The organism is Methylobacter marinus A45, assembly GCF_000383855.1.
GTDB classification, from domain to species: domain Bacteria; phylum Pseudomonadota; class Gammaproteobacteria; order Methylococcales; family Methylomonadaceae; genus Methylobacter; species Methylobacter marinus.
Window position 1 is genome coordinate 4718745 of sequence record NZ_KB912877.1, and the last position, 12862, is coordinate 4731606.

Below are 12862 nucleotides of genomic sequence, written 5' to 3' on the forward strand. Positions count from 1 at the left end.
TCTTTATGCTCGGAGGGGAAAGTTATCGGCTGAAAGCGAAGCTAAACAACTCATATTAACCGGAAAAAGTGGCTCAATTTTAATGGCCGAAACTGGCTCAAAATTATTGGCCATTGACACACGGGCGTGGGGAACAGAAAAAGTTGGTATGGCCCTGGCAGGAAAGCAGCGGTTCATCCCCACGGGCGTGGGGAACAGACCGCATCCACTACAAAAATGACTCCCGCTGCCGGTTCATCCCCACGGGCGTGGGGAACAGCCGAGTTCGTGACGCAGCATGGACATCGGGGGCGGTTCATCCCCACGGGCGTGGGGAACAGTGCGTCACGAACTCGGTAATTTTTGCGCCCAGCGGTTCATCCCCACGGGCGTGGGGAACAGCGCATCGCCTCTTGAGTCACCTTATCGACGACCGGTTCATCCCCACGGGCGTGGGGAACAGAATACAGATACCCTCCCTCGCCTGATTAACCGCGGTTCATCCCCACGGGCGTGGGGAACAGGGACGGGTTTGGAAAGCGCCAGGTACGGGCGGCGGTTCATCCCCACGGGCGTGGGGAACAGATAGTGGCGGGCGCCGATCATGATCTGAGCAGCGGTTCATCCCCACGGGCGTGGGGAACAGGCCTTGGGATAATCCAGCCGGGCTCGGTTGAACGGTTCATCCCCACGGGCGTGGGGAACAGACTCCAGCAAATCCTTAATCAACTCTTGCTGACGGTTCATCCCCACGGGCGTGGGGAACAGTGCTTTCGCCTGAGCATCAATTTTGCCTGAAGCGGTTCATCCCCACGGGCGTGGGGAACAGCGTGCCATCCGCTAGGGCGGTCGGGTTGGCGCCGGTTCATCCCCACGGGCGTGGGGAACAGACGACCTGTAATCTCAAAGAGATCAAACCGATCGGTTCATCCCCACGGGCGTGGGGAACAGAGCTTTATTAATAAAAAAATTGAATGAATTAGCGGTTCATCCCCACGGGCGTGGGGAACAGTGATATCTCGCGTCTACGCTGGCTCGATCCGCACGGTTCATCCCCACGGGCGTGGGGAACAGATGTTGTTATTTCCCTAAATTGGGCGCATTCGCGGTTCATCCCCACGGGCGTGGGGAACAGCTGTATGAAAGCGTTTTAGGCAATATCATTGCCGGTTCATCCCCACGGGCGTGGGGAACAGTTAGTTAATGAAAATGTAAAGGGAAGTTTCGGCGGTTCATCCCCACGGGCGTGGGGAACAGTGAGTTCGGTTTTGTTACCCAGATAGAGCCGCCGGTTCATCCCCACGGGCGTGGGGAACAGTTGGGCTGGTCACGACGTTTGGTGTATATACGCGGTTCATCCCCACGGGCGTGGGGAACAGCGGTCATTGTTTTACTGCTCCTGCATGCGCTGCGGTTCATCCCCACGGGCGTGGGGAACAGATGATTAAAAAAAGCAGGGCGCGTAGCGCATGCGGTTCATCCCCACGGGCGTGGGGAACAGGGCGAGCGGCAAAGTGAAAAGCCCCGTGGGGGCGGTTCATCCCCACGGGCGTGGGGAACAGATGAACAGGAAGGTAATACAGTCAAGATAACACGGTTCATCCCCACGGGCGTGGGGAACAGCAGGAAAAACAGCGTGGTTGCTGGCCGAACTGCGGTTCATCCCCACGGGCGTGGGGAACAGTAATACGTTGTATCAACATCAAACCCCATATCCGGTTCATCCCCACGGGCGTGGGGAACAGACTTATCTTAACATACTGTTAATTGAGCGAAATAATCACTTCCAATTTTCTACCGATAAAAAGCGGATTTTTTAAAGCTAAATTGTTAAAGAGCATTTTCATCCTTCTGATCTTCAACAGGATAAAACGAGACCAGCTTGAGACCATCGAGTTCGACCGGCAGGCGGCGGTTTTTACCCAGCGTTATGAAGTCGAAACCGGATTCGGTATTGGTGGTCCAGACCATGACGGCATTACCCTCTTCAATACCATCTTCAATCTGCGACCAGATCATTTCCCTGACTTTAACCGATAAGTCGCCGACATAAACGCCGGCACGGATTTCGATCAGCCAGACGGCCAGACGGCCGCGCAGCCGCGGCGGCACGTTTTCAACTACGATGACCAACATCGCCGATACTCTCAGGATTAGGAATAGCAGGTGCAATCGATTCTTCGGCCGGTTTCGGCAATTCCAGTTCGCCGGCCGCGAGCACTTCTTCTATGGTGGGAATAATTTTTCTGAGGATTTTTGTTTGCCGGAAAATATCGCGGCACATCAGACGCACTTCGCGTTCGGGATCACGATAATTCTTGGCGGCGATCTTGAAAGCATGCGGAATGATATCGTCAAACTTGAACAAATCCGCTATATCGTAAACGAACGACAGAGGCTTGCCGGTATGGATAAAGCCGATGGCGGGCGCATAACCGGCCGCCAGAACCGCCGCTTCACTGATGCCATAGAGGCAGGCCGTCGCCGAACTGATGCAACGGTTGGGCATATCGCTTCTGTCCCATTGGGTCGGATCATAATTACGCCCTTTCCACTCCACGCCGGCCTGTTTGGCCAATAATTGATAAATTTTCTTGACGCGGGCGCCTTCTATGCCTCGCAGCTGTTCAACGCTACGTCTTTCCGGCGGTTTTTCGCCGAAACGAATCTCGTACATTTTACGCACGACTTTCAAGCGTGCCGCATCATCCAGCGCCAGTTTGGCTTGATAAAGCAACCGGTCGGAACGCGCCCCGCCCGGCTGTCCCGAAGCATACAGGCGGACACCGGCTTCACCCACCCACACCAGCAGCGTCCCTGCCCTGGCCGCCAAAGCGGCGGCATGATGGGAAACCCGTGTGCCGGGCTCTAACATAATGCAGGCAATGCTGCCGACCGGGATATGAGTGCGGATGCCGGTTTCGTCGATCACGACGAATGCGCCGTCCTTGACGTCGATTTGTCCTTTTTCGATGAAGACCATGGAGACGCGTTCTTTCATGGCGATGGGTTTGAGGGGCGGTAACATGATGGATTTCCTTATTCAATTAGCGAGCCATACATGTCGAGTCCCGCAAGATGATATATAACGATAAGCGCGAAGCAGCGTGGCAACAATAAAACATGAGCTAGATTAAACATTTTTTCATACTGAAATTTCAATTACATGATCATTTTGCGCCACAGTAATGGACAGCAAATCAACTGACAAACAGCCGGCTATCGCCTCATTAAGATTGTTCAGCAATTCTTCAAGCGTCTCACCCTGCGTAGTGCATCCCGGTATTGCCGGCACCTCGGCCCAGTAACCGGATTCTTCTGCTTCGTGAACGATCACTTTAAATTTCATCAGGTATCCTCGGAAAAACACACTATTAAAGTATTGCTGTTCTACAGGCTAAATTCGGGCGACTGAAAGCAAGCCGCAGCCGAAGGCTTTGGCGGGACCTATGCCTTGTTTGACTTGTTGGGTAAGCGTATCCGGCTCTTGCACAATCAAGATTCCTTCAAATGTAACGGGGACAATCTTTCCTCCGTACCCTTTTGGGTTTTCCTGGTCTTTTTTATAAAAATACATGGGATGGCAAGGACGAATCATCAAGCTATCAATCTGTGCCGATGATTGCAGTTTGCGTTCCAGCCAATTTTGCTGGTCTTCCTCTTTTATCAAAGGCACCCGATTGGATTTAATAACTCCTTTTTTATTTTTTCGCTCTCGTTGATCTTTAATCGTTTTGACCGGATTGGCGATCAGCAAAAAACGCAATCGCTGGCCTTTAAGTACGGTTAAAGGATATTCGCGTGTACCCAACAGTTTGATTTGTTCGTTTCCAGCACTTGGCGCTATTTCAGACTGCATCAAAATTGATGCACCAGCCCCTGCTTGTTGTTGCTCGACCCGAAACAAAAAGCTTCGCGCCTTATCTTCCTGACCAGGAAATAATGTCCATAAATCTTGATGTATCTGATAGATATTTTTGGGCTTCCTAAAATCAATAAATACTTTACTGAGGTGCATGTTCGCCTCCTGCACCCAAAATATAAATTTGCCGGTTGTTAAATTGCCGCACGGTTGTAGCAAATAAAGGCTGGTCACGCACCATCATTGGCGTACCGCCGTCCAATTTAACCTCACTGTATAACGTACCGTGAAAAGGCTCAATTTGACCCAAAGCGGCTTGGGCATTTTCCGCGTTTACGACGGCTTCATACAAACGGCTTTGTATCGGACAGGAACGCCGCCCTAAAAACGGTGTATAAACCGGTTTTTGGATGGCTTGTTTCGCCTGCTCCAAGCCGTAATCAGCATCTTGTGCAAATGCTAACGCCAAAGTAAATTCAGCATCGCAGAGATATTCGCGCCGCGAAACAATCGCTTCTGTCCGTGGTTTGCCATCGACTTTTCTAGCCTGTTGAACGGTATGAAAATCGGTGATTTTTTGCATCAGAACAAACTTATCTTCTGCACTTTTCCGCCGTTCAATCTTGCGTTTATTTGCCCTAACGGTCAGTTGAAAGCTTTTATCCAATGCGTTCAATGCGTTTATATCCTCGCGTTCGATGCCCAGACAAGCGCCCAACAAACCAACTATCGCGCTGCGCGTTGGAAAGATTAAACTGGGGCGATAGTCTTCATAGGTATGCCCACCCCAAGCTTGCATCGCGCCTTGAAGCTTAATGATAAGGTAATCTTGCATAGTTTAGGCCTTGCCGTCATTTTGTAGCCATTGTTCCAACTCGGCTAGGGTTTTCATGCGTTGGTTGGATGGTAAAGCACAATTTTCACTACTGAAAAAACCTGTCCGGTCTTCAAAGTCGTAAATATCATCAGTTTTTTGTTTATATTCGCAAAAAGCATTAATTGATGGTTTACGGAAACCACCTTTTTGTCCTCTTGCAACAGGTTCTTCAAAGGCGTTGGCTAAGGAAATAGGCATATCACTTAAAGAGGCACAGGCAAAATCAGCTGGGTTAAATGCGGCAAAGCTGTTTTGTTTTGCGGACGGTATAGTGGTTGCCAGCAAGTGTAAAAAATGCTTGGCTATGACTAATGCTTCGGCCCGGTCAACGCCCAGATTTTTTTGCAGTAGCGACAAGTTGAGGCTTGCGTATCGGTAAAAAACACCCGCGCTGAATTCCTGAGTATCTAAATGCCCTGAACCGGTTTCACCTGAGTCTTGAATCAAATCATCCACGGCCGTAAACCAATCAATATCGCCATCAACCGTATGTGTGGTTATTGAATGCGCCACCGACATTGCACCATCGACGCTGGTCATGAGCCCGCTCGTTGCCATACGTCCAAAAAGAGCAATATCTTTAGCGGAAGCCAATGCGTTTGCAACTACGTCGGCTTTTTCTTTAAGCATCTTTTCAATTTTCTTACCGAGAGCCTCTTCAACTAAATCTTCTTTACTTTTTTTCTTCTTTTTTTGTTTATTAAATGTTTCATCAATTTTTTTTAGTTCTTTATCCGACAAACCTTCGTCTTTTACGGCCTTAATGACTCGACAGATTTCGCGGATTTCATTGACTACCCACGGCGCAACCGCAACTTTTTTATCAGTTTTTTTGGAATCGGTTTTTTCCGCTGATTCGCCGCCTTGTTCATCTGCTGTATCTTCTTCCACTTCATTTACAGTTGATTTAGTGGTTTTAACAAAACGGTCAATCGCTTCAGTAACAAAAGCCGGATCGAATTCATCACTAAGTTCTTTAACAAAGTTCTCGTTTAATTTGCTCAAATCGCGGGTACGTATTGAAGGCTCGCCTAAATGCTGCTGCCAATAGTTGTTTGCATGTTCTGCTAAACGGGGCTTGCGCATTTCCCGCTTCAAACTCTGGCTGGAAATCCGCACTCGCCGTGTGCCGCCAAAAACAGCGGTTTTTTGCATACCCATATCATCCCGGTTCAGGCATGAGGAATTATGGGAAATCAAGATATGGTAATTAACGAAGTTTTTATCGGACATGTTGGGTTCCTTGAGATTGCTGTAATAATTCGTGTAAAAATTCAGGAGCTAAATCGGCGCCGTTGGGCCAGACAATGGTGTCGAGTTCGGTATCTAATTTGAGTTGGCTGAACAAGTTTAAGTCTTTAAGCGGCTCAAACATGGCTCCCCATAACTCTTTTCTGAAATCTACAACGCCTTCTGCGCCATCGTTAAACTTGAGCCATACCTGATAATCCTGCAAATGCTTGGCATCGGTAACGTGTAATATCATTGAGGTTACTCCAAAGGGGCTATTTCTTTTAAAGGTTCGCGTTGTTGACAGCAACGCCAATTTTCCAACAGTTCCTCCTGATGCAAATCCAGCCATTCCAGCACATGTTTTAACGCCCGTTTTGGAAATTTCCCTTCAACAACACCGCCATCAATAGTGACGATTATTTCATAATCGCCGTATTTAGCGTGAAAGTGGGGTGGGCTGTGATCTGACCAATACATGGTGATAACGATGCCCAAAAAGCGGCTGATGATAGGCATGATTAAGCCTCTACTGCTTCTTGGAGTTGTGATGATGCTGATGCGGAAATATAAAAATCGCGCATCAATTGGTGCTTGTTCTTTTTTCCCCAATAAAACAGAAGATTGCCCAATTCTGCCCAATCGGCATAAGCAGTGGGCTTTATTTGCTGTACAACACGCCTTAGCTGAATCAAATCATCAGGGGATTCTCGGCGCACCACTAAAAATAAGCGTTTCTCGCTAATGCCATGCTCATGTAATGACTTGCCGAGCGGTTTGCCATTAGCTCGCTGTTGAATCCAAGGTAAAAAATAAACCACCTGTGCGGCCTGTTTTTCATATTGCTTCAATTGAAATTTTGTCGAACTAATCAGTTGATAAAATGCTGCAATACCTGCCATATCATCAGGGCTGGTTGCACGGCGTAACATGGCTTTCTGGCCGTTATCCAATTGCTCATAGCGTTCAACTAACTTTAAATACTCATTTTCCGGCTTACTCATGTACTGCTCCCATTTTGTTCAGCATATTGTTTAACAGGGACCGGCTTTCAATAATGGCCTGCAGCATTTTAGGGTCATGTTCATAAGGAGCCATGATTTGTTCAAAAATTGTCCGGGCCAAGTCTGCAAATTGTTTTTGATAGTTCGCAATGTCATCATCCCACGCCAATTTTCTTAAAATACTGTGCATTAAGCTTTCAGAATTATCGAAATACGTTTGTTTGGCTTTGCCTTTTACTGCTTTTTTAAATCCCGATTCCTTGGCTTTATGCTTGCCTTTATCTATGGCGATACGAGCAAACTCATTCATTGCCCAATCCAATTTTTTGTAAACCTCAAGTCCTATCTTAATTAAATGATCCATTTCAGCACTTTTATTTTCCCAATCGGTAGAAAGGCTATAGGTTTCGTGCTTACGTCCGGCCAGGCTCTCGGCACTGCCGCCTTTTACATAGCCGCCTATAGCCAATTTAATATTTTTCCCTCGCCAAGTGTTGTTATCTTGATATTGCTGTACGACCAAAGCACAACTTGTACCTTCTTGTTGTTCATCAACTATTTTTAATTGCTTGTTCGTATAGAAAAAACTCAACATTTGCCCCCATAACGGCAAATCATTGCGCGCTGAAAGAAAGGGTTTTTCTTTCGCGTTGCCTGTGTGTAGCCGTAGCATGTCAATCGGAGTATGGGGATGTTGCCAAAAACCAGGAACACTGCACATGCCGGTATTTTTGAAAAAGCCGGTAGCTAAACCATTTTTAACTTCCAACTTTATTTTTGCAGGTTGCCAAAATAAGCCACGCGATAAACCGATATGTAGCGCATTTTCTTGTTTACCTGTATGGGGAGCAATAACCCAGGTTGGTTGTTGAATTTCAGCGTTTAATAATTCGGGAGCTTTCTCCAGCAAAAACGCTTTACTCAGTATGTTCGTCCAAATGGTTTTTCTAAAGTTTTCACTTAAAACCAGGGTTGTTAGCGGCATAGAACCTTTCAATCCTACCGAAAATGCCGCGCCGCCTAAACTAAAACCATTCGTCGCTTGCTGAAATAATGCAATGGCGGCATCGCCCAAATGAACAGCCTGAATTTCATCAGAGGTATTGAAAAATCCGTTGGATGAAGCGCTGGTGCTGGTTTTTTCAGGCAATCCCACAAACAGCTTCTGCAATGATGCCCAGTTTTTATTATCTTTTTCGGGAGTTACGGTGGCGGTTTGCATAAAAGGCGTTTCAGGATGCAACAAATCAAACCAGTCGATGAACGGCTGAATGGCTTTCTCATAATCCGATTCTGGCAGCGGTTCAAACCAGCGTTTTTTTAATGTTTTCGCATCTTCCGGCATCAACGCCACCTGCACTAAACAAACAAGTAATTGTAAGGCTGCGAGATCCATATCGTCACGTAACGCAGCCATTCGCCAGTCTTGTTCTTGTTTGTTGCACAACAGTTGTTTTAAGGAAATCCGTTGTGATTTGCCGTTTAACGATACAGGTATCCAATTATCAATCAGTAAATTCATTTTTTCTCCATCCTTAAATTTTGCACAAACATCGACAAAGAACGGATACTATATCCGTTCTTTATGCTTTCGTTATTGTCAATCCCGTTTCTTTACAGTACACAAACGTCACTTTATCCAGCTTACTAACCCATTGTTCTTTTTCAAAAACCATTGGTAAAAAACGCAGTCCTCTGGCATCTGCTTTAGGAAGCTGATCCTGCCACCGCTGAGAGACAGAAACCGAATTTAAACTAATCGACTCCCAATACTGCCATTTTTCCAAGCTCTCCAAATCGACGTCGTCCAAGGTAAAAACCCCGCCTTGTTTTTCAACTACCAGAATGACGGTGAGGCTCATTTCGCCGTCACGTGTCAGTGATCCGGCTTTATCGCTTTCATCGCATTTAATCTCTTCAACCTTCCGGTGAATTATCATGTTTGCAATCATGCGCTGAACGCCAACTATTTCATCTGAATATTTTTGGTAGGCTGTTTCTACTGCTTCCGGTTCATCGCCCCATGCTTCTTCACAGTAAATCTTTTCTATCCAATCCCGATATGCGGTATAAGTTCTTAAATCTTCCTGACTTGAACTAAAGACAATTTCTTTATTTTTCAGAAATTGTTCAGTCCGCCACAATGCCCTTAAGTTTTGATAAACATAATGTGTATTGCCATAGATCGCTTCCGTTGTCGGCACAATCACCACGCAGCACGGCTGTTCAAACCCTGGCGGTCTGTTATCGCGTTGATGCCGGTGCAATCGGCCCAAACGCTGGAACAATAAATCGACCGGGCAAAGCTGAGTCAACATCCAGTCAAAATCTAAATCAAGACTTTGTTCAACCACTTGGGTTGCCACTAAAATCCGCCCGCCTGACGCGCGTTCTTTTTCATTCTTGCCGTAATAACGGGAAATTTCTTGCTCTATTTTCTGACGGTCAACAAATCGAAAGCGCGAATGGAATAAATCAATGGGTATCGTCGTTAATGCGGCTAATTGTTGGGAGAAACGTTGAGCATCGCTAACCAGATTGCAGATTACGGCAACTTTCGCACCTTGCTCAGCGGCTTGAACGATTTTTTCCAACTGCTCTGCCGATAAAACGAGCTGATCAGCCCGCCATGTTTCAACATTTACAATACGTTCGAAAGTATGTTTTGAATCCGGTAATTGAAACGGAAGAGCCCGATTGGCACACGCATAAGTCACTAGGGGGTATGCAGGATTTTGCTGTTCCGATTGAACGCCCCAGCTTTGCAATAATTTGGCTTTTTGATGATGCGGCAATGTCGCGGATAATAAAATGACACTGCCCGCGGCTTGTTTTTGTCGTCTTATGACTTCGGCCAACAGGCCATACATATAGCTGTCGTAAGCATGAACTTCATCAACGATCAAAATACTTTTTTGAATGCCGAAACCGCGCACAAATTGATGGCGTACAGGCAATACCGACAATAAAACCTGATCAATGGTGCATACGCCGATTTGCCCTAGAAAAGCCCGTTTTTTACTGGCGCCCAACCATTCTGAGCATTGCACACCCGCTTCTTCTTTACCTTGAGCGCTTACCCTGCTGTTTTCCAGAATGGTTTTAAAGTCAGGATTCAAGTCCCTCTTGCCATGCGCCAATACTATGCTTGCACCATCTGCAAATAATTTGTCGGCAACGTCTTCTAAACGTTTCAACATGGCGTTGGCAGTGGCTTGAGTCGGTAAGGCAAAGATAATGCTGCCGCCAAAACTTGGATCAGATGTTAATAACTTGGAAGCATACGCTAACGCAGCTTCGGTTTTGCCTGAACCAGTGGGCGCTTCGATGATCGTTAAACCTTGTTCAAGCGGAAAATTATCGACAAGCGTTTGCAGTCCTTGTGGTTTATAGAGTGGGAATAACGCCGCCATACCGCCCATTCCTTTAATATTCGATAACACACCGAACGCCTTGAGAGCTTTTTCAGCGAATGGCAAACGTGAATCAAAATAGGCTTTTAAATCGGCTTGTTTTGACGACTGATAGGGAAAATAATCAGTTGATGAGCCTATCCAGTCACAAACGCTACAAAATCCCGCCAGCATAATTGGCAAAGTTTCTGGAACATCACTCAATTCCAGATTTTCTGGCTCCAAGAAAAGCTGTTTAAGGCTTTGTATCCCTTGAATACGGACTTGTTTATCTTGCCGTTTAATGTCATCACTTATAAATGCGGGCTCTACCAACGAATTATTGTCAGGGATGCACCCATGATGACCAGCAACTTGCTGCATCCAGTTCATCGCCTCATTTTCGCTGATACAATCAAATCCATAATCGGAAACTTCTCGCTCAAACCAGCCATAGCCGTTACTGCCGTGGTCGTATTGAATTTTATGATCGTATTTGGCTTTAATTGACGAATAAATTTCAGACTGCAACTGTTCCATTGTTCCCAATGATTTCATCTGAAAGCGAATATCCAGCTTGCCCAAGTCATGCAAGCTGATAAAAAACATCAACCAGGCATAAGTTCTTTCTTCTGTAGCTAATTGACTGGATCGCCTAAATTGCTGGCGTAACGCCGGACTATTTTTCAACCATTGATCAGCCACCGCTGCCACATCCAAACAATGGTAAGGCAGCAAATGATAAGCTGCATAACCAGCTTGACCATGCACCCATTTTACTTTCCCGCGTTTTTTATCTTCCTTTTCCGCCCATTCATCTAAATGACGCTGTTGAATCTGACTTTCTGGAAGTTGTAAATTTCTGGCAAGCTGTGCTTTAAATTTCGCAACAATTTCCCTTTTATCCTGTCCCGAACAATAAGCCGCTCTCAATGGCTCATCGGCCTTCCCCCAATACTTGTAATACATTCCCCCCCCCTCTAACGATTTACCCGAGTTCCATTATCCATACCCACCGTATCATTCCATGCCACGGTTCTTTAATTATTTATAAATTTCCAACATTGCCTGTATTTCCTGAATTACAGCCTGCCTTAAGAACTCCGGCTCGATGATCTCGACGTTGCGACCGTGTTTCAGAATGTCCATCAGGAGTTCCCGATGATCGCCGAACGGGATACATAGCTCATAGCTGCCGTCATCCAGCCAGCGGCCGGTTTGTTTCGGGTGCCATTGCTCGTCGGCGATCCAGCGGGCACGCTCGGGGGTGAATTTGAGTTTGGCAAGGTGTTGGGCCGGCCCTCCGAAGATGCCGTAGGCGGATGTGTAATGTGCTTCCAGTTGTTGGCGGTCGATGTGTTTGGCGGGTATGTTTTGCCGGATCGCGGATTTGATTTTTTCCAGGGCGAATGTGCGTAGCCCGTTTTTGCTGTGACACCAGGCGTCGATATACCAGTTGTCACGATAATAGATGAGATTTTGCGGTGAGATAGTGCGTTCCGAGATTTGCCCGTCGCTTCGGGCCTGGTAAACCAATTTTAATCGCCGGTTTCCGAATAAGGCGGCGGCGATTTTGGTGAACAGATGGTCATGGCCTTTGTAGCGGGAGGCCATAGTCAGTATTTTAACGCTTTCCAGTTTGCATTCGGCGCTGCTGTTGTCCAGCGCCAGCAGTTTTTCTATGCGGGTTTGCAGTTGGGCTATCTGTTCCCCAAAAATACCGTGCGATAGGTCGCGCAGCATCCTATGGCAAGTCAGCAGTCCCCAGAGCTCATCGGCGTTAAACCATAAGCCGGGCAATTCATAGGGATGCGCGCCTGTTTCCGTATCGTAGTAATAGCCGTTGCGCTTTCGGTCGTAGATGATAGGCGCATCAAAATGGTTTCTCATAAGACCCACCAAGCGTTTTATGGTGGATTCGCTGCATTCCAGCTTGTCTTGCAGAAGTCGGTTGGAAGCCGGCGTGCGACGGCCGGATAAAATAGTGTGCAATTGATAGATTCTTTCAAAGCGATCCATGCCGCGCTCCTAATTATTATTTATTTGAGCCTCAGAGTGACTTTACACCCGAAATCACTCTTTAATTGAGTCTACTCAAAAAACCAGCCATTGTCTCAACATTTCAACAGGTAATCATTTTCGGACAATCAACCTCTGCTCAAATTATCGTCGAGATACCGTTAAACCCTTTAATCAGAAGTCGATGCAAATCAGCCTGTTTATTTATCATTCGAGAAAACGGGCTATATCTTTAATACAGATAGCGCATCCTGTTTAAGATTGGGCGGTGTCTGATTCGTGGCTACGCTTAAAAACAAAGTAAAACCTTTGAACTGATGTTACGCGGATAATTGACTCAGCAGACACCTTAAGGATTCGGCTAGAAGCACCCTCCGACATCCTTTCCAGTTAAGGCCGTCTCCTCGGGGGCGATGCCCATATCGCGATTTAAAATCGCCCGGCAAGTCGCGATGTAGGCATCGCTCCCACCTTTGTAAGCTGGCGCACATCGGCACCC

12 protein-coding genes and 1 CRISPR repeat array are annotated in these 12862 nt (G+C 46.8%); all 12 genes read right to left on the bottom strand.

What is annotated here, in order from left to right; all coding sequences use genetic code 11:
- Positions 1–169 precede the first annotated feature (169 nt).
- Positions 170–1724: direct repeats of the CRISPR family, unit length 29 nt; unit sequence CGGTTCATCCCCACGGGCGTGGGGAACAG.
- A gap of 85 nt (positions 1725–1809) precedes the next feature.
- The 12 genes from cas2e to METMA_RS0122305 all read right to left on the bottom strand — a co-directional run bounded on the left by cas2e (position 1810) and on the right by METMA_RS0122305 (position 12363).
- Positions 1810–2115 carry a type I-E CRISPR-associated endoribonuclease Cas2e gene (cas2e, locus tag METMA_RS0122250; RefSeq protein WP_020161331.1) on the bottom strand — a complete coding sequence of 102 codons (306 nt, stop codon included), beginning with the start codon at positions 2113–2115 and terminating at the stop codon, positions 1810–1812.
- Entirely contained in the window at positions 2096–3007 is a 912-nt protein-coding gene (gene cas1e / locus METMA_RS0122255) for a type I-E CRISPR-associated endonuclease Cas1e (protein ID WP_020161332.1), read from the bottom strand. The genes cas2e and cas1e overlap by 20 nt, the downstream gene beginning before the upstream one ends.
- 117 nt (positions 3008–3124) lie before the next feature.
- Entirely contained in the window at positions 3125–3328 is a 204-nt protein-coding gene (locus METMA_RS0122260) for a type II toxin-antitoxin system HicB family antitoxin (RefSeq protein ID WP_020161333.1), read from the bottom strand.
- Positions 3329–3376: 48 nt separating this feature from the next.
- Positions 3377–3997 carry a type I-E CRISPR-associated protein Cas6/Cse3/CasE gene (gene cas6e / locus METMA_RS0122265; RefSeq protein WP_020161334.1) on the bottom strand — a complete coding sequence of 207 codons (621 nt, stop codon included), beginning with the start codon at positions 3995–3997 and terminating at the stop codon, positions 3377–3379.
- Positions 3984–4676 carry a type I-E CRISPR-associated protein Cas5/CasD gene (gene cas5e / locus METMA_RS0122270; RefSeq protein ID WP_020161335.1) on the bottom strand — a complete coding sequence of 231 codons (693 nt, stop codon included), beginning with the start codon at positions 4674–4676 and terminating at the stop codon, positions 3984–3986. Before cas5e ends, cas6e begins: the two co-directional genes overlap by 14 nt.
- A 3-nt stretch (positions 4677–4679) precedes the next feature.
- Complete coding sequence (gene cas7e / locus METMA_RS0122275; RefSeq protein ID WP_020161336.1) at positions 4680–5951, bottom strand: type I-E CRISPR-associated protein Cas7/Cse4/CasC; 1272 nt, start codon at positions 5949–5951, stop codon at positions 4680–4682.
- Complete coding sequence (locus METMA_RS0122280; protein ID WP_020161337.1) at positions 5941–6204, bottom strand: DUF2442 domain-containing protein; 264 nt, start codon at positions 6202–6204, stop codon at positions 5941–5943. Before METMA_RS0122280 ends, cas7e begins: the two co-directional genes overlap by 11 nt.
- Positions 6205–6209: 5 nt before the next feature.
- Complete coding sequence (locus METMA_RS0122285; protein ID WP_020161338.1) at positions 6210–6467, bottom strand: DUF4160 domain-containing protein; 258 nt, start codon at positions 6465–6467, stop codon at positions 6210–6212.
- A 2-nt stretch (positions 6468–6469) separates the two neighbouring features.
- A complete protein-coding gene (gene casB, locus METMA_RS0122290) occupies positions 6470–6952 on the bottom strand; it encodes a type I-E CRISPR-associated protein Cse2/CasB (protein WP_020161339.1) in 483 nt (160 codons plus the stop codon).
- On the bottom strand, positions 6945–8474 hold the full coding sequence (gene casA, locus METMA_RS0122295) for a type I-E CRISPR-associated protein Cse1/CasA (RefSeq protein WP_020161340.1): 1530 nt from the start codon (positions 8472–8474) through the stop codon (positions 6945–6947). Before casA ends, casB begins: the two co-directional genes overlap by 8 nt.
- 61 nt (positions 8475–8535) lie before the next feature.
- Complete coding sequence (cas3, locus tag METMA_RS0122300; RefSeq protein ID WP_020161341.1) at positions 8536–11313, bottom strand: CRISPR-associated helicase/endonuclease Cas3; 2778 nt, start codon at positions 11311–11313, stop codon at positions 8536–8538.
- A gap of 75 nt (positions 11314–11388) precedes the next feature.
- Positions 11389–12363 carry a helix-turn-helix transcriptional regulator gene (locus tag METMA_RS0122305; RefSeq protein WP_020161342.1) on the bottom strand — a complete coding sequence of 325 codons (975 nt, stop codon included), beginning with the start codon at positions 12361–12363 and terminating at the stop codon, positions 11389–11391.
- Between the last annotated feature and the right edge of the window lie 499 nt (positions 12364–12862).